Source organism: Ruegeria sp. YTSA219, from assembly GCF_059609985.1.
The window spans coordinates 530219-553058 of the sequence record NZ_JBXWMT010000001.1 but is presented as its reverse complement, the minus strand read 5'-3'; the positions used below and the strand labels follow the sequence as shown (position 1 = coordinate 553058).

At 56.3% G+C, this 22840-nt stretch carries 21 protein-coding genes and 2 tRNA genes; 12 read left to right on the top strand and 11 right to left on the bottom strand.

Annotation, left to right across the window (positions count from 1 at the left end; all coding sequences use genetic code 11):
* Positions 1-179 precede the first annotated feature (179 nt).
* Positions 180-767, top strand: a complete 588-nt coding sequence (locus tag AC2FFB_RS02805) for an HNH endonuclease (protein ID WP_142633663.1) — start codon at positions 180-182, stop codon at positions 765-767.
* Here the strand turns inward: AC2FFB_RS02805 and AC2FFB_RS02800 are convergent.
* Complete coding sequence (locus AC2FFB_RS02800) at positions 764-1231, bottom strand: disulfide bond formation protein B (RefSeq protein ID WP_496874472.1); 468 nt, start codon at positions 1229-1231, stop codon at positions 764-766. The two genes, AC2FFB_RS02805 and AC2FFB_RS02800, sit on opposite strands and share 4 nt — an antisense overlap.
* Positions 1228-1806 carry a YqaA family protein gene (locus AC2FFB_RS02795; protein WP_142633667.1) on the bottom strand — a complete coding sequence of 193 codons (579 nt, stop codon included), beginning with the start codon at positions 1804-1806 and terminating at the stop codon, positions 1228-1230. The genes AC2FFB_RS02800 and AC2FFB_RS02795 overlap by 4 nt, the downstream gene beginning before the upstream one ends.
* A 145-nt stretch (positions 1807-1951) precedes the next feature.
* Here AC2FFB_RS02795 and AC2FFB_RS02790 point away from each other — a divergent pair.
* From AC2FFB_RS02790 to AC2FFB_RS02775, 4 genes are all read left to right on the top strand, one after another.
* Positions 1952-2037: transfer RNA gene (locus AC2FFB_RS02790), tRNA-Leu, on the top strand.
* 398 nt (positions 2038-2435) lie between these two features.
* Positions 2436-3404, top strand: coding sequence for a TAXI family TRAP transporter solute-binding subunit (locus AC2FFB_RS02785; RefSeq protein ID WP_142633669.1), 969 nt, complete (start codon positions 2436-2438; stop codon positions 3402-3404).
* A 101-nt stretch (positions 3405-3505) separates the two neighbouring features.
* Entirely contained in the window at positions 3506-6115 is a 2610-nt protein-coding gene (locus tag AC2FFB_RS02780; protein ID WP_496691202.1) for a TRAP transporter permease, read from the top strand.
* Positions 6112-6543: a universal stress protein gene (locus AC2FFB_RS02775; RefSeq protein WP_142633674.1), complete on the top strand. Its 432-nt coding sequence runs from the start codon at positions 6112-6114 to the stop codon at positions 6541-6543. Before AC2FFB_RS02780 ends, AC2FFB_RS02775 begins: the two co-directional genes overlap by 4 nt.
* Position 6544: 1 nt before the next feature.
* Here the strand turns inward: AC2FFB_RS02775 and AC2FFB_RS02770 are convergent, their stop codons facing one another.
* Genes AC2FFB_RS02770 through AC2FFB_RS02760 form a run of 3 tightly spaced genes read right to left on the bottom strand, consistent with a single transcriptional unit; the run spans position 6545 to position 10633 of the window.
* Positions 6545-7585 (bottom strand): lipocalin-like domain-containing protein, encoded by a 1041-nt coding sequence (locus AC2FFB_RS02770; RefSeq protein ID WP_496714132.1) that lies wholly within the window; start codon positions 7583-7585, stop codon positions 6545-6547.
* Positions 7575-9989 carry an ABC transporter permease gene (locus AC2FFB_RS02765; protein ID WP_496874471.1) on the bottom strand — a complete coding sequence of 805 codons (2415 nt, stop codon included), beginning with the start codon at positions 9987-9989 and terminating at the stop codon, positions 7575-7577. The genes AC2FFB_RS02770 and AC2FFB_RS02765 overlap by 11 nt, the downstream gene beginning before the upstream one ends.
* On the bottom strand, positions 9986-10633 hold the full coding sequence (locus AC2FFB_RS02760; RefSeq protein WP_496688157.1) for an ABC transporter ATP-binding protein: 648 nt from the start codon (positions 10631-10633) through the stop codon (positions 9986-9988). The genes AC2FFB_RS02765 and AC2FFB_RS02760 overlap by 4 nt, the downstream gene beginning before the upstream one ends.
* A 160-nt stretch (positions 10634-10793) precedes the next feature.
* Between AC2FFB_RS02760 and AC2FFB_RS02755 the strand changes: the two genes are divergently transcribed.
* The gene (locus AC2FFB_RS02755) at positions 10794-11228 is read left to right on the top strand and encodes an ion channel (RefSeq protein ID WP_142633682.1); all 435 of its coding nucleotides are present in this window, start codon (positions 10794-10796) and stop codon (positions 11226-11228) included.
* Here the strand turns inward: AC2FFB_RS02755 and cls are convergent.
* Together cls and AC2FFB_RS02745 are read right to left on the bottom strand one after the other, a co-directional pair.
* Entirely contained in the window at positions 11225-12637 is a 1413-nt protein-coding gene (gene cls / locus AC2FFB_RS02750; RefSeq protein ID WP_142633684.1) for a cardiolipin synthase, read from the bottom strand. The two genes, AC2FFB_RS02755 and cls, sit on opposite strands and share 4 nt — an antisense overlap.
* A 59-nt stretch (positions 12638-12696) precedes the next feature.
* Positions 12697-13785, bottom strand: coding sequence for an AI-2E family transporter (locus AC2FFB_RS02745; protein ID WP_496874470.1), 1089 nt, complete (start codon positions 13783-13785; stop codon positions 12697-12699).
* 147 nt (positions 13786-13932) lie between these two features.
* Here AC2FFB_RS02745 and AC2FFB_RS02740 point away from each other — a divergent pair, with 147 nt between their 5' ends.
* Both AC2FFB_RS02740 and AC2FFB_RS02735 read left to right on the top strand, forming a co-directional pair.
* Positions 13933-14796: a YihY/virulence factor BrkB family protein gene (locus tag AC2FFB_RS02740; RefSeq protein ID WP_142633688.1), complete on the top strand. Its 864-nt coding sequence runs from the start codon at positions 13933-13935 to the stop codon at positions 14794-14796.
* A gap of 120 nt (positions 14797-14916) precedes the next feature.
* Positions 14917-15102, top strand: coding sequence for a hypothetical protein (locus AC2FFB_RS02735; protein WP_142633690.1), 186 nt, complete (start codon positions 14917-14919; stop codon positions 15100-15102).
* A gap of 2 nt (positions 15103-15104) precedes the next feature.
* Here the strand turns inward: AC2FFB_RS02735 and AC2FFB_RS02730 are convergent, their stop codons facing one another.
* The gene (locus tag AC2FFB_RS02730; protein WP_142633692.1) at positions 15105-15821 is read right to left on the bottom strand and encodes an RlmE family RNA methyltransferase; all 717 of its coding nucleotides are present in this window, start codon (positions 15819-15821) and stop codon (positions 15105-15107) included.
* Positions 15821-16933 (bottom strand): Ppx/GppA phosphatase family protein, encoded by a 1113-nt coding sequence (locus tag AC2FFB_RS02725; protein WP_142633694.1) that lies wholly within the window; start codon positions 16931-16933, stop codon positions 15821-15823. The genes AC2FFB_RS02730 and AC2FFB_RS02725 overlap by 1 nt, the downstream gene beginning before the upstream one ends.
* Before the next feature lie 241 nt (positions 16934-17174).
* Here AC2FFB_RS02725 and AC2FFB_RS02720 point away from each other — a divergent pair, with 241 nt between their 5' ends.
* From AC2FFB_RS02720 to AC2FFB_RS02705, 4 genes are all read left to right on the top strand, one after another.
* The gene (locus AC2FFB_RS02720) at positions 17175-17471 is read left to right on the top strand and encodes a virulence factor (RefSeq protein ID WP_142633696.1); all 297 of its coding nucleotides are present in this window, start codon (positions 17175-17177) and stop codon (positions 17469-17471) included.
* Positions 17472-17497: 26 nt separating this feature from the next.
* Entirely contained in the window at positions 17498-18424 is a 927-nt protein-coding gene (locus tag AC2FFB_RS02715; protein ID WP_281995000.1) for a methylenetetrahydrofolate reductase, read from the top strand.
* Positions 18425-18433: 9 nt separating this feature from the next.
* The gene (locus AC2FFB_RS02710; protein WP_496824672.1) at positions 18434-19495 is read left to right on the top strand and encodes a methyltetrahydrofolate cobalamin methyltransferase; all 1062 of its coding nucleotides are present in this window, start codon (positions 18434-18436) and stop codon (positions 19493-19495) included.
* A gap of 132 nt (positions 19496-19627) precedes the next feature.
* Positions 19628-19701, top strand: a tRNA-Gly gene (locus AC2FFB_RS02705).
* Between the two features lies 1 nt (position 19702).
* Here the strand turns inward: AC2FFB_RS02705 and AC2FFB_RS02700 are convergent.
* Both AC2FFB_RS02700 and AC2FFB_RS02695 read right to left on the bottom strand, forming a co-directional pair.
* The gene (locus AC2FFB_RS02700) at positions 19703-20560 is read right to left on the bottom strand and encodes a class I SAM-dependent methyltransferase (protein ID WP_496874469.1); all 858 of its coding nucleotides are present in this window, start codon (positions 20558-20560) and stop codon (positions 19703-19705) included.
* Positions 20561-20584: 24 nt separating this feature from the next.
* Positions 20585-22630, bottom strand: coding sequence for an ASKHA domain-containing protein (locus tag AC2FFB_RS02695; protein WP_496714138.1), 2046 nt, complete (start codon positions 22628-22630; stop codon positions 20585-20587).
* Positions 22631-22840: the final 210 nt, after the last annotated feature.

The window sequence follows — 22840 nt, the reverse complement described above, 5'->3', positions numbered from 1 at the left end:
CAACCTGTGGATAACTGTCATCGGCCTGTTACGGATTCTGAATACTCAATCCCCGAGATATTGTGGAAACTCAGGGCTTGTCAGAGCTTTAACACGATATATAGTAAAGCTAAGGCCGGGGCGGGGGTTCTCCGCTCTGATGTCAAAATAGGCAGAGCAGAGCGTGGAGCGATTCTGATATGGACGGAGACTTCAGGACCGAATTTGTCAGGGAACCCGGTGCGCTCAAGCATCATCCGGCATTGGTTTTGAACGCCGATTACCGCCCCTTGTCCTACTATCCACTATCGCTCTGGCCGTGGCAGGAGGCCATAAAAGCTGCCTGGCTGGACAGGGTGGATATCGTCGCCGAATATGACGAAGTTGTCCGAAGCCCGAGCACCGAAATACGAATACCCTCGGTCGTTGTGCTGAAAGATTATGTAAAACCCAGAAAGCGCGTGGCCTTCACGCGCTTTAATTTATTTCTGAGGGATGAATTCCGCTGCCAATACTGTGGCAGCCGTGGGGATCTGACCTTTGATCACGTGATCCCGCGCGCGGCGGGCGGGGTGACAAGCTGGCAGAACGTTGTTGCGGCCTGTAGCCCATGTAACTTGCGCAAAGGGTCTAAATCACTGCGGCAAGCAGGAATGACATTGCGCAAGCCTCCGCGGCAGCCGGATGCCGAGGCTTTGCGCAACGTTGGACGAAAATTCCCACCGAACCACCTGCATGACAGTTGGATCGACTTTCTCTATTGGGATGCGGAACTGGACGAGCTCTAACGGCCTGCACGCCACGCGGCGAACCAGAGCAGAACCAGAACGAAAGACAAAGCGGCATTCCATCCGGCCATGGAAACACCAAATAACTCCCATGGAATATCATCACAGCGTACCAGTGGTGCCGACATGATCTGATCCAGCAGTTCTTCTGCCGACAGACCGCCGATGCTGCTTGATGTGCAGCTTGACGGACCTTCCCACAAACCGCGTTCTACACCAGCGTGATAGACACCAATGACCGCAGTGGTCAGCGCCGCCATGACGCCTAAAAGAGGGAGGATCGCCAGCCGAGGTAGCGCAAGCGCCGCAGCACCGATCAGGATGGCGACAGCATGCGGATAGCGTTGCCAGATGCACATTTTGCAGGGTGGAAGCCCGCCGAGATACTGAAACGCAAAGGCCCCAAGCAGCAATGCTACAGATCCAAACGTGGCAACCAGGACCAGTAAATTTCGTCTTGTCATAGGAATCTCACCGCTAGGAACCCGCCGAACAGAAGGATGATGAACAGGGTAAACATAAGGCCCAGCCGCTTTTCTATAAAGCTGCGGATCGGCTCTCCGAAGCCCCAAAGCAAACCTGCGACAATGAAAAACCGTATCGCTCGGGCCAGAATCGAGGTGGCAATGAAGGTGCCCAGAGGCATCCCTGTCCAGCCGGACATGATGGTGATGACCTTATAGGGAAAAGGCGTAACCCCAGCGGCCAGAACAGCCCAGAAACCAAAGTCATTGAACCGTGTGTTGAACTCTTCCATGGCGTGGGCTTTGCCCATGGATTCAAGGATGGGCTGGCCGAGGCTTTCATAAAAGAACGCGCCGATTGCATAGCCTAACATTCCGCCCAAAACCGAAGCTACCAGTGCTACAGAAGCAATCAGCCAGGCCCGGGAGGGTCGGGCAAGGATCATGGGAATCATCAGAACGTCCGGCGGTATCGGAAAGAAAGAGCTTTCGATGAAGGAAACAATAGCCAGCGCCCACAAGGCATTCGGGTGTTCTGCCAGGCGAATGGTCCAGTCATAAAGAGGTCGCAGCATCAGGTGCAATTTCCCTGTACATGTGTTGGGTAAGCCAAATCATGCGCCCCGCAGGCCGTCAACCTTGCAGGCTGGAACATTCCTCAATCAGGGTGTTTTTTGCCTCTGGACCTTCTCGATTTTGAACGCTAATTCAGTGTCCGTGGCCCAAGTGGCGGAATGGTAGACGCAGGGGATTCAAAATCCCCCGGTAGTGATACCGTGCCGGTTCGAGTCCGGCCTTGGGTACCAAAGTAAAAACAGAGGGTTAGGGGAACCTGCCTTCTGTTTTTTCTTTCCGGCAGTTCTAATTGCTCGCATTCCCAACTCACACTTTCGCGTTCTGGTCAGAATTCCCGATGTCAAAAGCGCATAATTGGATGTGTTTGCGGTCACTGCGGGGCAGATGCGCAAGAAAAGCTTCAAAGGCGGGGAAAATTCAGGGGGGCTTGTCAAATCTGAGGATACGCCTGCTTTGGTGACCTGCTGGCCTTGACAAGCTAATGCTCAGAATGAAACCTCTTACGGGTTGGGAGATTCTGAAAAATCAAAGATATGCCTGCTGCATAGCGGGCGTTGTTGCATATCGCAGGGCCATTTATCCGGCGCTTTGATGTGTCTCCCACCAGAAAAATAATGGGAGTTCACTTATGAAAAACAGCAGCAAGCTTAGCCTCGGCGCGGTTGTCACGGCGGCTCTGATGGCGCCTGCGGCCTATGCCGAAGAGTTTATCACGATCGGCACAGGTGGCGTGACCGGGGTGTATTACCCAACTGGCGGTGCAATCTGTCGTCTGGTCAACAAAGGGCGCAAGGAACATGGCGTGCGCTGCTCGGTCGAATCGACCGGCGGTTCCGTGTACAACATCAACACCATTCGCGAAGGCGAGCTGGAGTTTGGTGTCGCGCAGTCCGACTGGCAGTACCATGCCTATAACGGCAGCTCGAAATTCGAAGAGGCCGGCCCGTTTGAAAACCTGCGCGCCGTCTTCTCGGTTCACCCCGAACCGTTTACCGTTGTGGCCCGTGCCGATTCCGGTGTGACCAATTTCGAAGACCTGAAAGGCAAGCGCGTAAATATCGGTAACCCCGGTTCCGGTCAGCGTGGCACCATGGAGGTTCTGCTGGGCGAAATGGGCTGGTCCACTGACGATTTCGAACTGGCGACCGAACTGAAAGCGGCGGAACAGTCCGCAGCCCTGTGCGACAACCAGATTGACGCAATGGTCTATACCGTGGGTCACCCCTCGGGCTCGATTCAAGAAGCCACGACGGCTTGCGACTCGGTTCTGGTCAATGTCAGCGGCGAGGCCGTGGACAAGCTGGTCAACGACAACTCGTTCTACCGTACAGCGACCATTCCCGGCGGCATGTACCGCGGGTCGGATGGTGATACCGCGACATTCGGCGTTGGCGCGACCTTCGTGACTTCGGCGGACGTGTCGGATGATGCGGTTTATGCGGTTGTCAGCTCGGTTTTCGAGAACTTCGATGACTTCAAAAAGCTTCACCCGGCATTTGCCAACCTCAAGCCCGAAGAGATGATCGCGGACGGCTTGTCAGCCCCGCTGCATCCGGGTGCCGAGAAGTACTACAAAGAAAAAGGCTGGATTCAATAAACCAGACCTGACGCGGGGTGCCCGTCGGGCACCCCGCACAAAACCCGTATCAAGCGGGTGAATCAGAAGGCCGCAAATGGCCACGACGGGGAGACATTTTCATGAGTTCCGAGACACAATCGAACCGCCCGCTATCCGAAGAAGAACTACAGGATCTGGTCGCATCTTCAGATGCCGGAGGGCGTAATCCGGTTGGGAATGTAGGCGTTTTCCTTGCGATCGTGGCGGCGATCTGGTCGATCTTTCAGGTCGTACTTGCTTCGCCCCTGGCGAACTATGTGTTGCCCGGCAGCGTGGTTAACAATTCGCGTCAGTTTCACCTGGCCTTTGCGATGTTTCTGGCCTTTGCAGCCTATCCGGCGCTGAAATCCAGCCCACGGGATTATATCCCTGTGCAGGATTGGATCATGGGCCTTCTGGGCGCGTTTGTGGCGCTGTACGGATATTTCTTCTATACCAAGATCGTCGATGCCGGAGGGCTGGCAGACAACACTGACAAGTGGATCGCGCTGGGTGGGCTATTGCTGTTGTTCGAGGCCGCGCGCCGTGCGCTTGGCCCGGCGATGGCGATCATTGCGACGATCTTTTTGGCCTATGTCTTCTTTGGATCATCCGAATGGGTGCCCGAAGTCATCCGCTGGAAAGGCGCCAGCCTGAAAAAGGCGATGAGCCATATGTGGATCACCTCTGAGGGCGTGTTCGGTATCGCCTTGGGTGTTTCGACCAAGTTTGTATTCCTGTTTGTTCTGTTTGGCGCCTTGTTGGATAAGGCCGGGGCAGGGAACTATTTCATCAAGATGGCCTTTGGCGCGCTGGGTCACCTGCGCGGCGGCCCCGCCAAGGCGGCGGTTGTGGGCTCAGCTGCGACCGGTCTGATCTCGGGCTCGTCCATCGCAAACGTTGTGACCACTGGTACCTTCACCATTCCATTGATGAAACGTGTTGGGTTCAGCAGCGAACAAGCAGGTTCGGTCGAGGTCGCCAGTTCGGTGAACGGGCAGATCATGCCACCCGTCATGGGCGCTGCAGCCTTCTTGATGGTAGAATATGTGGGTATTTCCTATGTCGAGGTGATCACCCACGCCTTCCTGCCAGCGGCGATCTCATACATTGCTCTGGTCTATATCGTGCATCTCGAAGCCGTAAAGCGGAACATGCCCACATTGGGCGACCGCGAAGTGAAACTGGCACGTACCGTCGTTGGTATGTTCTCGTTCTTCATTGTTTTTGCTGGACTCTGCTATGGCTCTCAATTCCCTGTGGAGGCGGTGACAAATTGGATGCCGAACTCGGCCGGTCTGGTCCTGAGCCTGATCATCTGCGCAATTTACGTGGCGCTGCTGTATCTGGCCGCACAGGTGCCCGATCTGGAACCCGATGACCCGAATGCCAAAGAGGTGACTCTGCCGGTCATTAGCGAGATCTACAAGGCCGGTCTGCATTACCTTCTGCCGATCATCGTGCTGGTCTATTTCCTGATGATTGAACAGAAATCGCCCGGTCTTTCGGCCTTTTGGGCCACGTCCTTGCTGTTTGTGATCCTGCTGACGCAGAAACCGCTGAAGGCGATGTTCCGAGGGCAAAGCAACCTCTACAACGCGTTCATCGACGGTGTCGCGGATCTGTGGCAGGGCATGATCGACGGCGCGCGCAACATGATCGGTATCGCGCTGGCGACGGCCACGGCGGGTGTGATCGTGGGAACCGTGACCCTGACCGGTGTGGGCCAAGTGATGGCCGATCTGGTCGAGTTCCTGTCTGGCGGCAATCTGATCCTGATGCTGATCATGGTTGGTATCCTAAGCCTGATTCTGGGTATGGGCCTGCCGACCACTGCGAACTATATCGTCGTTAGTTCTTTGATGGCTGGGGTGGTCGTTGAATTGGGCGCGCAAAGCGGGCTGATTGTGCCGCTGATCGCGGTGCATCTGTTTGTTTTCTACTTTGGGATCATGGCGGATGTGACGCCGCCTGTGGGGCTGGCCAGTTTCGCTGCTGCTGCCGTATCGGGGGGCGATGCGATCAAGACCGGATTCATCGCCTTCTTCTATAGCCTGCGCACGGTCGCGTTGCCGTTTGTCTTCATCTTCAACACAGACCTTCTGTTGATTGATGTGACCTGGGTCGAAGGGATAATCGTTGCGATATTTGCGACGATAGCGATCCTTGTCTTTACGGCGGGCACGATGGGCTACTTCCTGACCCGCAGCCGGATCTATGAAAGCGTTGCCTTGGTCGCGGTTGCTTTCGCACTATTCCGTCCGGATTACTTTATGGACAGGATTTCACCCCCATATCAGACCGTTGAACCGGCAGCTTTCACCGAAACGATCGGGGAAACACCGCCCGGAACCGAGGTACGTCTGGTCATCAGCGGCCCGGATTTCGACACGCTTGAGATGGTGGATACCACGGTTGTCGTCTCTGTCGGCGACGAAGACGGCGGTCCTGCACGGGTTGATGCGATGGGTCTACTGCTGATCGAAGAGGACGGTCTGATCAAACTGGAAGAGCCGCTGTTCGGCGCGCCTGTTGCAGATGATCTGAGCATCTTCGACTATTACGGGGATGAGGCCGTGCGCCTGACCTCGGTCAGCCTGCCGTCAAGCCAGCCACCCAAGCAACTGGTGTATATCCCGGCGATGATCCTGTTGGGTCTGATCGCCTTCCTGCAACGCGGCCGTGCCGCCAGACAAGGGGTGCCCGCATGACACGTTCTGTTCTGTGTGCTGTTGATATCAGCAATGGAAAAATTGATGGCCCGGTCCTTCAAAAGGCCGCTGCATTGGCCGATTTGGAGGGGGCGCAGCTGGATGTGGTCAGTGTTCTGCCCGATTTTGGAGAAAGCTGGGTGTCCGGCTTTTTCCAGGCGGATTTCCATGAAAAGGCATTGGCTGAGGCGCAGAAACAACTGACCGAGCTGTGCGCATCAACATTGGGCAGTGAGCGCAATGAAAAGATCCGCCATGTGGTGGCCACGGGCACGGCCTATCAGGAGATCCTGAGAACCGCAGAAAGCGCCGGATCTGACCTGATCGTCATTGGGGCGCATAAGCCGGACTTCAAGGATTACCTGCTGGGTCCGAATGCTGCGCGCGTCGTGCGGCATTCGACAGTCTCGGTCTACGTGGTGCGATGATCTAATACCCGGTCATTTCAAGATAGCCACGGCCTGAATGGCTGCCTGAGACCGTAACGGGCCCCTCCCAATAGGCAAAGCGGGTTGCCATCCAGGCTTTGGGTGTCAGGGCGCTGACGACAATATCCACCCCGCGGGCGGGGAGTGTAACACGCCATTCAATCGGGATATCCCGGTCAGCGACATGAGCTGTCTGAAGCGGTTCAAAAGAAACAGAGCCATCGGCAAGCGCGGTGGTTTCGCCATCCTTGCCGATCCACGTTGCAGAGGTGAAATCCTCAGCCTCTCCGCGCAGGCGAAAGGCCATCAGCTTGTCGCCGCCTTCAAAGCTGAGCGAGAACCAATCCCATCCGCTTTGATCCTCGGCCAAGGGCTGCGAGGACCATTCCCGATCCAGCCAACCCTGTCCGGATACCGCAACATCCCCATCCGGCAGATGCACTGTGCCTGTCAGGTCGAAAAACGGCTGTGAATAGTAATGACTTGCCTGCCCCTGCGTAGACTTGACCGAATACCCGGCATCCCCGTGAAAGACCAAAGGCCCCGTTGCGCGCATTGACAGATCGTATCCGAACTCAGAACCGTTGGCCCTAATCTTCAGCGCATTAAAGTCGGGTCCGCGCATGTACCATTCGTCGATCCAGGCTTCGAATGGGGTGGCAGTTACCCCGGCCTGACCGATACCGCCCCGCGACAGGCGTTCAGCAAAGTAATGGGCATCAGGGGTGGTCAAGGCGGCATGGCCCAACCACAACTGCGGACTTTGCCAGGATTGCTCTTCATAGGGTTTCAGCGCCGAGCGGAACAACGTCCATTGCACACCGTAATCGCGCCCGTCTTCTCCTTTCAGGTTTGCGGTCAGATACCACCATTCGATCTTGAAAGTGGGATGGGGACCGTGATCCTGTGGAAAGCTCAACTGATACCCAAGCAGGGGGACGTCGAACCCGTCGGCCTCACCTCCAAGACCGGCAAAGCCCTGCGCCCGAAGTTGGGCGGGCAATAGCAGGGCCAGAATTAGGAACCAGGCTTTAGCGTTCATTGGCAAACACTCTTAACAACTCGGCAGGCAGGATGCGCAGCAACCGAAGGGCTGGAACCGCAGCGGCGATAACAGCGGCCAGTAAGGTCAGAAGAAATAGATAGAACCAGTCGCTTGGGAATAGGTACATTGGTAACCGCCAGCCAAACGCCTCGACATTGATGACCGTCAGCAACGTCCAGGCCAGAACTAACCCAAGCGGCAAGGCCAGCGCGGCGGTCAGAGAGGCCAAAAGCACGCTCTGCGTCAGTTCAAACCGCGCCAGTTGCGCCCGCGTCAGGCCAAGCGCCCAGACCGGTGCGATCTGAGGCAACCGTTGTGTCCAAAGCGTCAGCAGGCTGGTCAGGATTGCAAATCCAGCAACCCCAAGCGTCAGGATATTCAGCGCAGAGGTCACCACAAATGTGTCCTCGAAGATTTCCGTGGATCGGGCCTTCATGTCCGCTTGATGAACGACTGCCTGCGGAGGAAGGTCAAATTCCGCCCGAAGCCTTTCGGCAACATCGCTGGCCTGATCAGGGGGCATGCGAACGCCATATCGCCGTTCCTCGGTATTGGGTGCGATATCTTCCAAAAGCTCCATCGACACGATGGCTTGTCCGGTTGGATTGCCATAATCAGAATAGACCCCTGCAATGACCAGCTTGTGACCCGGGCGGAGCGTGATTTGATCTCCGGGCCACAAATTGGATCTGCGCGCAAGCTGTTCGTTGATCAGAACGGCGGTTCCGGACATCACCTGATCCCATACTCCGGGCACTGAGGCGATCAGCGGCCAGTTTTCTTGATAAACCGGATTGTTCACCACTCCGTAAAGAAACAAGGGGCCGCTTCCGTGCGCCAGCTCGACGCTGCGGATCGGCAAAACGGCGTCGACCTGAGGCAGCAGCCATTTCTTGATGTCCTGCGCCTGTTGTTCGTCGGCTGCGGTTATATACAGTTCTGATGTCAGTCGTTGGTCAAGCCACCCAGTAAATGTCAGCCGGAAACTCGACACCATGGTTCCAACGCCGATATTTGCGGCCAATGCCAACATCAATGCCATCAGGGCCAAAGAGAGACCGGGCAGTTGCGCCTGCATGTCGGCGAATACCCATTGTCTGACCGGGCCGTTCTGTAGCTTCTGAAGTCCGGTTACTGCGATCAGCAAGAGAAACGGTAAAATCAACGCAGAACCCGTCAGGATTCCGGCAACCAGCACGAACCCTGCGACCAAACCGTCGGCCACAAAGATTGAAACGATCCCCAACCCAATCAGGAATACTCCGATCAGAGCCAATCTTTTGGTTGCAGTGTCATCCCCCCGCCAGGCCTGCGGACCCGGGCTGGATAACAGCGGCAGCCGAGCCAATCGGAACAAAGCCTGAGAGCTGGCCAATAGCGTTCCGAACAGGGCCATGGCCAAGCCCGCGAGAACCCAGTGCAGTTGAAGCGAAAGCTGACCTTCAACTGGTGCACCATACAACCCGCGTAGGGTCGATGCCACGTCGGGCAGCAAGGCCCCGGCCAGCAGGAAACCCAGTACCAGACCGGCGCCCCCTCCAATCAGGGCCAGCAGCGAAAGCTCGGCCAGAATGATCCATACGATCTGACGCATCGGAACGCCCAGCGCACGTATTGTTCTGATAATTGCTCGGCGCTGTGCAAAGGCCAGCCCGACGGTGCCATGGACGATGAACAGCCCGACGGCAAAGGACAAAAGAGCAAAGGCAGACAGGTTGAGGTGGAAGCTCTCTGTCAGTTGCACCGTGTCCAATCTGGTCGAGGCTGCAACGCGTGTCAGATCGGGGGCGATCTGCTCAAGCGATGGGATCGCTCGGGGCTGCTCTGGCAAGACGACCAGACGTGAAATCTGCCCCTTTTTGTCAAGCAGCTGTTCGGCAACGCCAATATCGGTAAAGACCAGATCCGGTGGCAGCGCGTCGCTGGACAGGATCGGGGGCAGGTTGCTGGCCTGCTGCAGAATCTGGGCCAGTTCCGGCGCGACCAGTATCCTGCCGGGCGCGGTCAGCATGTCTGCGGGATCAGGCGGCGTATCGCTTTGTTCCAGACGGCTGAGGGCGGGCAGGGGTGGAAAGGCGACCATGTCGACCCCCATGACCTGCAGATTGTGACCGCTATGGCGCCAACGCCCCTCAAGCACCGCGGCGATCTGCCAGCCAGCCCGACGCAAGCTGACATAATGGTCGATCGTCAAATTCCCCGAGGTGGCGTGCAATTCATCGTATTGACCAAATGAGAGTTGATCATTGGCCCGTTGATAGCTTGCCCGCGCCTCGGAATTTATGGCTTGAACTGCCGACCACAGCCCGGTCGCAAGCGCAATGCCGGTCAACAAGGTTAACAGCTGAAGCCAATGGGCACGCCAGTGCGACACCAACGCCTGTATGATGGCCAAAGTCACGAGATAAGGCCGCCGGACAGGCGGACCTGTTGGTCCAGACGGGCTGCTATGTCCTGCGAATGTGTCACCAAAAGCAGGGCTGCGCTGGTTTCGGCGACCAGCGCAAGCATCAAATCCAATACATTGGTACTTGCGACCTCATCCAGATTTCCTGTTGGTTCATCCGCGAGCAAAAGACTGGGGCGCGGCGCAAGGGCGCGTCCGATGGCAACGCGTTGCTGCTGGCCGCCTGACAGGTTCTCGGGAAAGCGGTCCAGCAGGTCCCGCAATCCCAGTTTGTCAGCAAGATGATCGCACCAGTCCGGATCATGTTTACTGGCAAGCCGGGCATGGAAGGACAGGTTTTGGCCGACCGTCAACGACGGGATCAGATTGAACTGTTGGAATACCAGGGCCACACGCTCGCGCCGAAGGGCTGCGCGCCCGGTATCGTCTAGTTTGGACAGGTTGGTTCCGCCCAGTGAGATTTCGCCCGCATCGAATATGTCCAGCGCACCTGCGAGATTTAGAAGCGTGCTTTTGCCACTGCCACTTTCCCCGGTTAGGGCAAGCGTTTGGCCATGGTCCAACGACAGAGATACTCCGTTCAAAATCGGTCGACCGTTTGCATATGATTTATGGACATCAGTTATTTTAAGCAGCATTCATAGGCGCCCTGTATTCTGCCACTCACAATTTGCAGCCGACCGAAGCGGTGTCCAGTTCAATGGCGCTATCGTTTCCATTCGTCGCAGACGCAGGGTTGCCCAATCCTGCAATTGAAGCGATTGTGACGAGACTTAAAAACAGAGGGGATGGGCGCCGGTGACCTTATCCGAGCAGATTATCTGGGGAAGCGTTTATTTGGGTATCTGCTTTTTGATCGAAATTGCCCTGCTGACCTGGTGCATGCAGATCATCCGCGTGATGTCGATCAAACTGGAAAAAAGCAAAAGGTTTGTCACAATCGCCAGTCCGCTCTGTATCGCACTGATTTTTATCGTGATGATCCATACCTTTCAGGTCTGGCTTTGGGCGATTGTCTGGGTCTTTGGGGATGTTCTGGCGGACTGGAATTCGGCGCTGTATTTTTCCTTGGTGACGTTCACTACGCTGGGTTACGGCGACATTGTGTTAGGAGAGGGGCTGCGCATCTTTGGTGCATTTGCGTCGGTCACCGGGCTTTTGGCATTTGGGCTGTCCACAGCCTTTTTGGTCGCGGTCATGTCGCGGGTGCTGCAGGAAGAGTCGATCCTTTAAAGGATTGGTGCGAACAACCGCGCCAGAGGCGAGCCGAACCGAATATAGGCCGGTTGTTCGGGTAAGGTTTTGACCAGCTCATAGCTGGATTCAAAGTCCATTAGCAGCATGTCGTGAACTGCATGGGCCGCGTCCTTGTCAAAGAACAGGGCCATCGCCTCAAAATTCAGGCGGAAAGAGCGGTTGTCCAGATTGGTGGTGCCAACAGCGGTCAGGGTGTCGTCCACCAGAAATACTTTTTGATGCATGAATCCATCAGTGTACCGGTAGACCCGCGCGCCGCATTCCCTGATCTCGTCGAAATAGGCAAAGGCCGCCAGCCAAGGCAAGCGGTGATCAATCACGTCGGGAACCAGAATGCGAACATCTACCCCGCGCATTGCGGCGTGGCGTAGTGCGGTCATGATGTCGATATCAGGAACGAAATAGGGGGATGCGATCCACAATCGTTCCTTTGCTTCCGTGATTGCAGAAAAGAACATCATGGCGCCGGTTTCGGTTTCGTCCCCCGGACCTGTGGCGACGAGAAGGGCGTTCATGTCCTGATCAGATTCCTGACCCGCCCAGGCCAGTTGATCTATCAGGTCTTCTTGATGCGCCCAGTACCAGTCCTCTGTAAAGATCAGTTGTAGTTGGCGCACGATATGTCCAGTCAGCCTTATGTGTGTGTCCCGCCAATGTCCGAACTTTGCGGACTGACCGAGATATTCGTCGCCGACATTGTGGCCGCCGATAAAGCCGATTTCTCCGTCTATGATCACCGTTTTCCTGTGATTGCGATAGTTTAGCTGAAATCGCTGTCCTGGATGACGCTTTTCATGCTGACCGGCAACGTGAATTCCCGCCGCGCGCAGCGACGTGATGTAGCTTGTCGGTAGGCCATAACTGCCTACGGCGTCGGTCATAAAGCGAACTTGCACGCCGCGCTCTGCGGCAGCGATCAGTTTGCTTTGCAGTTGCCGCCCCAATCCGTCATCACGCACGATGTAGAACTGGACAAGCACATAGTCCTGAGCCGCGTCGATAGCCTGAAAGATAGCGTCAAAGGTTGCCTGCCCATCGACAAGCAAATCTGCACCGTTGCCGCGTGATATGGGAAGATGCGCAAGCTCTTCGAAAGGGAGCGGATTGATCGTGATCATGCCCGGATCTGGGCGCGAAAAATCCGCAAAGCTTTTTATCCCTTCGACAACAGTCTCAGCGTGCTTTCGGGCCAGGCGATACCCGCGAAAACGATGATGTCCCAGAAACAAGTACAGCGGTACGCCAGCTATCGGCGCCGAGATCAAAAAGACCACCCATCCCACGGCACCCTGCGGTGTGCGCGCTGTTTGAGCGGCGCGTATCGAAAAGACCGCGGCGGTCAGGTACAAACATAGGACAAAGAGGGAAACAAAGAGTGTCAGCATGGAGGATTCGATCCTGGCATTTTCCTTAGTGTTTCAAGTTGCATTGGGGATTGGCCTGTTCAGATTGTATTCCCCGATGGCGGCCCTTCGTCGCCGAGTTCACCATTCAGGGACATTAAAATTGCGATCGGGCGCAATGCGGGAATATGGCTGAAGATGATCAGGATGCAGACGGTCAGCGGAACGCTCAGGAAGGCTCCGATCAGACCCCAGACCGTAGTCCAGAACATAAGTGCCAGAATGACCAGAAATGTCGACATGTTCAGCGATCGGCCCAGCATGGCCGGGTCCAGAAAATTACCGATCATGAACTGAAGCGTGCCACAGCCGAAAACTATGATCAGAAACGGCCCGATACTTTCAAATTGAACCAGTGCAATCGCCGCTGGAAACAGAACCGCAATAATTGACCCAATCGAGGGTATGAAATTCAGGGCAAAGGTCAGCACTGCCCATGTCTCGGAATACTCAAGACCAAGGGTCTTGAAGACCACATAGCTGATTCCAGCCGTTATCAGGCTGATAAAGGTCTTCACTCCGACATAACGCTGCAGACTAAAGGAAATCGCGTCCAGAACCAAAGCGAACTCGGCACCGGTTTTAGGGTCACCGGCGGCCATACGGATCTTTTTGCGGAACGCCAGACGTTCGGCCATCAGGAAGGCAACGTAAAGGCTGATGAGGAAAAACTGGTTCAGCAAGGACGTTGCGCTGCCCAGCAACATCCGGGCGACGAAAGACATATCAATGTTGACCAGATTGTCCCTGATGAAGGCCGTGATATCGTTGCCCACAAGGTCGTTTATGCGGTTAACGGCCTCGTCGAACTGGCTTTCGTATGTATTGATCGAGCGTGCAAACTGCGTCGCCTGATTGCCCAGAATATACATGATCATGAACAACCCGACCAAAACCACGGTCACTCCAGCCAGGTTAGCCAACCAGACCGGAGCCTTGGTCAGCGCAATAACCCGGTCACTCAGCGCGATGATCAGGACGTTGATCAGCAAGGCCATGGTCAGCGGGATCAGAAAAGCGGAACCTGCATAAAGCCCCAATACGACCAGTGACACGACAATCGCGGTGTCGCGGACAACCGAAAGGCGCAACCTGTTCGGCATGCTTGGGTTCTGGTCGCTGGTTGGCATTTTTCGCCCGGCTTTGTGTAGGTTCCGTTTCGATCCTGCACGGGACAAAGGGATTATGCAATGCAACCAAACATTTGGAGTTGGTTAATTGCGTCCAGTCGGGTTTTGCCGGTTCTGGTTCGAATACAGTCAGGGTAGAGTTTTCGGATGACGACAAGTTTGATTCCCCTGACTGGAAGAGTAATTCGAGCCCTTTGGCTGGCCTTGGGGCGATTTGGGGCCAAAAACGGCATGGTCATGAGCAGCCACGTTGCCATGTCCCTGATGCTGGCCCTGTTTCCGTTTGTTCTGTTCACTGTGGCACTGGCTGGTACGCTGTCTCAGGATTATGTCACGGACGAGCTGATCGAACTGATCTTTGGCGCCTGGCCAAAAGATGTCGCCGGCCCGATTGTGGGAGAGTTGCGCTCGGTCCTGGCGGAATCAGGTTCGGGGGTAATTACCCTGGGCGGTTTGCTGGCCATTTTCTTTGCCTCAAACGGCGTAGTTGCGGTGCGGGCGGCCATGAACCAGGCCTATCATGATCATGACGCCTGGCCATTCTGGAAGACACGCTTGCTGTGCCTGGGATTGGTGATTGTTGGCGGGGCGGCCATTCTGGCCATCGCCGCCGTCGAAGTCGTCTTGCCGGTCTACACGCGCCTCGTGTCCGAAAAGACGGATGTTAACGTGTCAGACTGGTTGTCTGTGGATCGATTGCGCTGGACCTTTACTGTCGCGGTTCCTGCGGGCACGGTTATCGTTGCACATCTTGTGCTGCCGACGCGCCGCCATCGGCTGTGGCAAATCCTTCCGGGCGTTGTTCTGACACTCGCTCTGTGGGCGATGGGCGGTTGGGGCTTTTCGATCTATATCGGACAGTTCGCCTCGTACAGCGCTACTTATGCTGGTCTTGCGGGGGCGATGGCTGCGTTGATTTTCCTGTATCTATGCGCGGCCATCCTGATTCTGGGCGCTGAATTCAACGGCGCGCTGATGGATTTGCAGGATCAAAGTAACGGACAAACCTGAAGGGCAGGGTGGCTGGGGTTGTGAAATAGCAACTCAAAGCCTGGTTTGCGTCATGAAATCGGCACGTTTCTTACCCAAACTGCATGGACTGTGACCCCGTACGCATCAAGGTGAGGCCTCATGACCAAACTGCCCGAAAGCGCGAAATCGCAAAATCCATCGTCGCTGACCCGGCGGATTGAAGAATTACGGGCCAAACCGGCGACGGATATCAGTCACGGTGAGGCATTGTTGTTGCAAGGAAACGCAATATCTTCGCTGCGTGAACAGCGTCTTGCGCGTTCCCTGGCTGACTTCGCGGATTAACTTCAGCCGCGAAACCCTGTTGCTACAACGAATTTTTCCGAACTGTCCGCGCGGGATGCCGGTGGTTTGACATGCGCCACCTTGTCAAACTTCTGTTTCAGAATCTTCTGCAGATCCCCTTCGGCTCCTCCGGCCAAAACCTTGGCGACAAATGTGCCGCCCTGTTCCAGCACATCAAAGGCAAAATAGGCGGCGGTTTCGCACAGGGCCATGATCCGCAAATGGTCTGTCTGTTTATGCCCCGAGGACGCAGCGGCCATATCTGACATCACCACATCCGCTTTGCCACCCAACCAGTCTTTGACCTTCTGGTCGGCATCGTCCTCCATAAAGTCCAACTGATGAACCTCGGACCCTGCGACCGGCTCGACCTCTTGTATGTCGACACCCAGAACGGTGCCGATTTTCTTACCGCTTTTCTCACCCAATGCATTAACGCGCTGGACCGCAACCTGCAGCCAGCCTCCTGGGGCGCAACCCAGATCGACGATGCGCGCACCTGGAACCAGGAAGCGGAATTTATCGTCCAGTTCCAATATCTTGAACGCCGCACGCCCACGATAGCCTTCGACCTGCGCGCGCTTGACATAGGGGTCATTCAGCTGACGTTCCAACCACCGGGTCGAGCTGATTTTGCGCCCGCGGGCGGTTTTGACCTTAACCTTCAGGTCGCGCTGCCCGCGGCCTGAATTGTTTTTGCCAGTAGGTGTCTTCGCCATCAGAACGGTCCGTCTTCCAATACACCGTCCGCGCTCATCTGCGCATAAAGCAGGCCTTCGCGCAGCCCCCGGTCCGCCACTGAAAGACGGTCGGTTGGCCAACATCGTAACAAAGCCTGCAATATGGCCGAGCCGGACATGATCAGGGCCTGGCGGTCATCGCCGATACGCGGATCTCTCCGCCGCCCCAGTGGGCCGAGTTCTAGATACCCGCGTATCACTTTGTCAATCTGATCGCTTGTCATGCGCAAACCGTCTACCTTGGTCCGGTCATACCGCTTCAATCCCAGATGTGAGGCTGCGACTGTCGTAACCGTGCCACTGGTGCCGACGATCTGAAAACCTTCGCGGGCTTGCTCATCCTTATAAGGCGCAAAATCGGCTAGGTTTTCTTCGAAAAACCAGCTCATCAAAGCAAACCGCGCCGCATCATCTTCGACATCATGGAACTGATCGCGCAGCGTCGCAACGCCGAGGGGAACACTGATCCAATCCACAACCTTGGCTGCAGGAAACGGGCTGTCTGTTGTATGAAATCCATTATGCAGACGCATAATCGCCGCCGGGCGATCCCGACGCGGAAGCGAGGATATGTCGATCCAGACAAGCTCTGTCGAACCGCCGCCAATATCCACAACCAACAACTGTTCTGTCTTAGTGGACACCAGCGGGGCACAGGATATTACGGCCAGACGCGCTTCTTCCTCGGGCTGGATGATCTCAAGCGTCAACCCGGTTTCACCCTTTACCTGGCGAATGAATTCACGTGAATTTTTTGCACGGCGACAAGCCTCGGTTGCGACTAGACGCATGCGCTTGACCTTGTTGCGTTTCAGCTTTTGCTGGCAAATGCGCAACGCCTGAATGGTGCGCGCCATCGACGACCGAGACAAACGCCCCGTCCGCTCTAAGCCCGCGCCCAACTGCACGGATTTAGAAAAACTGTCCACCACATGAAACCCGCTGCCCTTGGGCTGGGCAATTAACATGCGACAGCTATTTGTTCCCAAATCCAGCGCGGCATAAAGCGCATCAGGATCGGGTCTTGCCGGCGCGGGGCTTTCGACCGCCTTCGGGAACGCGCCCGCACCTTTGGGACGCTTGGGCGCCATCTTCAACGCCCTCCGATTTACGAGTTACCCCGACCATAGGTCGGCCTTTTGGTTCGTGCAAGATACTCATTAAATTGATGAGAATTTTGAGGTGAGGTTTACAGGAACAATTCGTTACAAGCCGTGTATCCCGTTGTAGGTGAAAACGTCGTTTGAAATGCGCCTTGTGTCGAAAATCGACCGACCTGCGACCACATTGAAGTTTAGAACCGGTCCATCTGGTTAGGAGGAATCAAAGCAGATGCCTGACGTCACCATCGTATACTGGCGCGACATTCCCGCCCAAGTCATCGTCGGCAAGGGCCGCCGGGGCGCAAAACGGCAGTTGGAAGAACGGTTCGAGCAAGCCATTGACCGCGCCGCCATGAAGGTGAACGCCAAGGACAGCGATGCCTATCTGGCCGAATGGCGCAAGGCCGCGCCTTTCGCGGTTGAGGGCGATCCGTCCGAAATTGCCGAACAGCAGGCTGTGCGTTTGGAAACGGAATATGATCAGGACCGTATCAAGGCTCTGATCGCCAATGACGGTTGGGCATGAGCTCGAAATCTATATGGGAGGCCGCTATGGCTTTGCTGAACTTCAAGAAACGTGATGCCGCCGAAAACGGTCCGGTAAATCCAACCGTCGAAGCCTTCCTGCAGGGCTATTCGATTGAGGTGATGCCGCGCACCGCCGAGAAGGTCGAGGATTTTCGCGCTTTGTTGCCTGAAGGCACACGCGTCTATATTGCCCATATCGAAGGCACTCCGATCGAAGACATGGTCAAGACCGCCAAGCGCATCGCGGCGGACGGCTATCCTGTTATGCCGCATTTCCCGGCGCGGATCATTAAAGACACGGCGACGCTGGAAAACTGGATTTCTATGTACCAGGGTGAAGCAGGTGTGGATCAGGCGCTGTTGCTGGCCGGTGGTGTCGCGAATCCTCATGGTGATTTCGACAGCTCGATGCAGCTGCTGGAAACTGGTTTGTTCGACAAGGCCGGGTTCAAGCGTCTGCACGTCGCGGGCCACCCTGAAGGCAACAAGGACATCGACCCTGACGGATCGACCAAGAATGTTGACGATGCGCTGCGTTGGAAACAGAAGTTCTCTGAGACCACGGATGCCGAAATGGCGCTGGCCACTCAGTTCGCCTTTGACGCCAAACCGATCATCGCCTGGGCCGACAGCCTGAAAGAGGCGGGGATCGACATTCCGGTTCATATCGGCATCGCCGGTCCGGCAAAACTGCAAACACTGATCAAATTCGCCATCGCCTGCGGCGTTGGTCCATCGCTGAAGGTTCTGCAAAAGCGCGCTATGGACGTGTCCAAGCTGCTGCTGCCTTATGAGCCCACGGATGTGATCACCGAATTGGCCAACCACAAAGCAGCCAACCCTGATTTCAATATCACAAACGTACATTTCTTCCCGCTTGGTGGCATCAAGACAAACGCCAACTGGGCCATCAACAACGGCGGCGCTTCGGCAAAGCCTGTAACCTCCTAAGGATCGGACATGACCCGTACAGTCGTAGAATCAAAAACAAAAACCGCCGTCCTGGGCTTTGACGAACCGTTCTGCGTGATCGGTGAGCGGATTAACCCGACAGGCCGCAAGAAACTGGCGGCGGAACTGGAAGCAGGCGATTTTTCGACCGTTGAAAAGGACGCCCTCGCGCAGGTTGCCGCTGGCGCGACCGTTCTGGATATCAACGCGGGCGTTGTCTACAACTCGAACCCCAACCCGAACGAGACCGAGCCGCCGCTGATGCGCAAGATCGTTGAAATGGTGCAGGGGCTGGTCGAAGTGCCGCTGTGCATCGATTCATCGGTTCCGGGAGCTCTGGAAGCGGGTCTTGAGGCGGCAGAGGGCCGTCCTCTGTTAAATTCGGTCACAGGCGAAGAAGATCGTCTGGAGCTGGTTCTGCCGCTGGTCAAGAAATACAATGTCCCTGTGGTAGCGATCTCAAATGACGATACGGGGATTTCGGAAGATCCCGATGTGCGGTTCGAAGTGGCCAAAAAGATTGTCGAACGGGCCGCTGATTTCGGGATCCCGGCCCATGACATCGTGGTCGATCCACTGGTGATGCCTATCGGCGCAATGGCAACTGCCGGTCAGCAGGTGTTTGCTCTGGTTCGTCGTTTGCGTGAGGAACTGGGCGTGAACACCACTTGCGGGGCGTCCAATGTCTCGTTCGGTCTGCCGAACCGTCATGGCATCAACAACGCCTTCCTGCCGATGGCAATGGGCGCTGGCATGACCTCGGCGATCATGAACCCCGTTGCCTTGCCGGTTGGTCCCAAGAAGCTGGCCGAGAAGAAGGCTGAAGTTGAAGCAAAGGGCATCATCCTGCCGGCGGACATGGATGATGAGACCTTCTGCCAGCTGTTTGGCCTGGGTTCGACCTTGCCGCGCGCCGGTAAAGAGATGGAGGCCATCCGCGCCGCCAACTTGCTGACCAATAACGATCCGCATGGCGGGGCTTGGATCAAATTCAACAAAGCCCCCAGCGAAGCCGGTGCTGAAGGGGCTGGAGGTGGTCGTCGCGGCGGTGGCCGTCGTCGCCGCGCATAAACGTTATAAAACAACATTCTGGCCGGATCTTTTGATCCGGCCTTTTTTCTCTTCGCCGTCGCAAATAGCCTGACGGTTTGGATCAAAACCGCTTGAACCTGATCTTGTACCGGTGATATTCAGCTAGCAGTGGCGGGTATGATGTAATGGTAGCCTGTCAGCTTCCCAAGCTGAACGCGCGGGTTCGATTCCCGCTACCCGCTCCATTCAGTTCGATCGACGCGCTTGGTACAGGTTTATCACCGCCGGGACGTGCAGGCCCGTTTCGGATGTGAACTGGGCGAATTCCTGACAGACCTCGTGCTGGATTGCTGCTGCGTCCTGTTCGGTGCCTTCGAAATGCGCGATGGTTCGCGCGGCGGGGCCGACGCGGGTGCACAAAGCGGCTATTTCCTCTGACCCGCCAGCGCCGGGCAGGTTTACGGAGATGGCTTGGGCCTGAATGTCCGACAGCCCCGCCTGTTGCATCATGCCGGTGACGTGATCCAGATCGTGAAACGCCAGCGGACCCGGCGCATAACGATCTACCCGAGGCGGCTGCCCAAGGCGTTTTACCGCAGCAATATGGGGTATTTTGAACCACGGGTTGTCATCCAATGGCCCCCAAGCTGCAAAGGTCATCTGCCCGCCGGGTTTAAGTGCGCGGGCGATATTGGCGAATGCAGCAACCGTATCGTCAAAGAACATCACGCCGAACCGTGAAATCGCGGAGTCCAACTGATTGGCAGGAAACCCGAATATCTGCGCGTCAGCATGTTGGAAGCTGATGTTGCTCAGCCCGTTTTCCGAGGCTCGGGCGCTGGCACGATCAAGAAACGCTTGCGATATATCGGCGGCCAGAACATCGCCATCCGGCCCGACCAATCGCGCGGCTGCAAGAGAGCTTTCGCCAGTGCCACAGCCGATGTCGAGCACATGCATTCCTAGTTTAAGCTGGGCATTCTCCAGCACAAGGTCCAGAACCGAAGCCATCAGTTGATCCAACTGATCCTGATATGTCAGCCATTTGGCCCCGGATTCGGATTTTCCCCAGTATTCTGCCTGTTCCTCATTCACCGACTGCATCGTACCCCTCCGTTGTTGCCGCGACTATGACCTCCGGCGACGGCGGCGGCCAGAGTTTTCCTGATCTCCACCACCGGTGTTGAACGAGGGCGAGGGCAGGGTCGTCACTTTGGCCAATTCCGGGAATGGATCCGTCTTATGGGGGATCGCGTTCGCTGCCACGAAATGATCCTGAAACTTGGGCTCGATGGCGGTTTCAACCTTGGTGATTTCGCGTACGACGCGTTCAATTTCATTCCGCGACCCGATGTTGCAAAGGGCGATCCGGGCGCCCGTACCGGCGGCGTTGCCTGCGCTTGAAACCTTGTTCAAGGGTGCATCCGGGATCATTCCCAGAACCATGGCATGTTTGGTCGAGATATGCGCGCCGAAGGCACCAGCAAGAACAATGCGGTCGACAGTATCCACGTTCATTTCGTCCATCAAAAGCCGCGCGCCTGCATAAAGCGCGGATTTCGCCAGTTGAATCGCGCGAATATCGCCCTGAGTGACTGTGATACGTGGGCCGCCTTCGGCGCTTGCGTCGTGGATCAGATAGGAATGGGTGCGCCCCTCGGGGACGTTGCGTGATGTGCCCGTTTGTTCTGCGGATCCGATCAGGCCGCTTTCATCCAGCAAACCCGCCATACGCATTTCCGCCACCGCTTCAATAATGCCTGATCCACAGATGCCACTGATGCCAGTGGTTGCGATGTCTTGATCAAAACCCTCTTCATCCGACCATTTCTCGGACCCGATGACGCGAAAACGGGGTTCTTTAGTGACAGGATCAATCTCGATCCGCTCAATCGCACCGGGGGCGGCACGCTGACCAGAGCTGATCTGCGCGCCTTCAAAGGCCGGGCCGGTCGGTGAGGAGCACGCCAGAACCCGGCTGGTATTGCCCAGCAAAATCTCAGCATTGGTGCCTACATCTACGATCAGAACCAGATCTTCGGATTTGCCGGGCTCTTCCGACAAGGCAACCGCCGCACAATCCGCACCCACATGACCCGCAATGCAGGGCAGGATGTAGACCTGCGCACGTGGGTTCATGTTGGTCAGATTCATTTCGCGCGCGGGCAAAGACATGCTTTCGGACGTAGCCAAGGCAAAGGGCGCTTGGCCCAGCTCGACCGGATCCAGCCCAAGCAGCAGATGGTGCATGACCGGGTTACAGACGAACACCGTTTCGACAATCAGGTTGGCGTCAATCCCGGCCTCATCCGCGATGGATGTTGTCAGATCGTTTATCGCTTCGCGAACGGCTCGTGTCATCTCTTTGTCGCCGCCCGGGTTCATCATCGAATAGGACACGCGGCTCATCAGGTCTTCGCCAAAGCGGATTTGGGGGTTCATCAGGCCTGAAGATGCCTTGACCTCGCCTGTGTCCAGATCGGTCAGGTGAGCTGCAATCGTGGTAGAGCCGAGGTCGATGGCCAGACCGAAAAGTCCGTTCTCGTGCAATCCAGGCCAGATTTCCACGATCCGTGCGACCTCGTCCTTGTGGCCTTTATGCACCGCAACGGTGACCTCCCACTTACCCTTGCGCAATATAGGCTGCAGTTTGGACAACAAGGAAAGATCAGCGGTTACGGCGTCGACGTTCCATTGCTCGCGCAGCGCGCGTTCCAGACGTTCCAGATCGCCGGTTGGTGAATGCATGTCGGGTTCTTCTACCGCAACAAAATACAGCCGGGTGGCCGGATCCATTGTGATGGTGCGTGCTGTGGCGGCCTTGCGTACGACCTGACGGTGCACCTGGCTTTCTGGTGGCACGTCGATCACCACATCCCCCTGAACCGTGGCCTGACATCCAAGACGGCGGCCGGGTTTCAATCCGCGCTTGTCGTCATAGCGCTGTTCAACCGCGTTCCATTCGCTTAGTGCACCGTCGGCTACGGTCACGCCGTGCTTGGGAAACTCGCCATAGCTTGGCGTGATCTGGCATTTCGAACAAATCCCGCGTCCACCGCAAACGGAATCCAGATCCACACCCAGTTGCCGTGCCGCAGTCAGAACCGGAGTGCCTACGGGAAAGTGCCCGCGTTTGCCCGATGGGGTAAAGACAACAAGAGGGTCGGTGGTCATGATTGGCCTGCCTTTTATATTCGCGCCTATGTCGGGCAAGATATGGTTTTGTACGCAAAGGGAAAGGCCATTCAGCGGCACGTTTTGTGTGCGTTGCGTCGTTTTTTGCCGCAGCGCCGACCAGCAGGTAAAAACTAGTTTATGTCGGGGGCTTTTCCTTAGATGCAATCCATGCAATAGGGTCACCGTCAAACGGGCTTTTGCATGGGG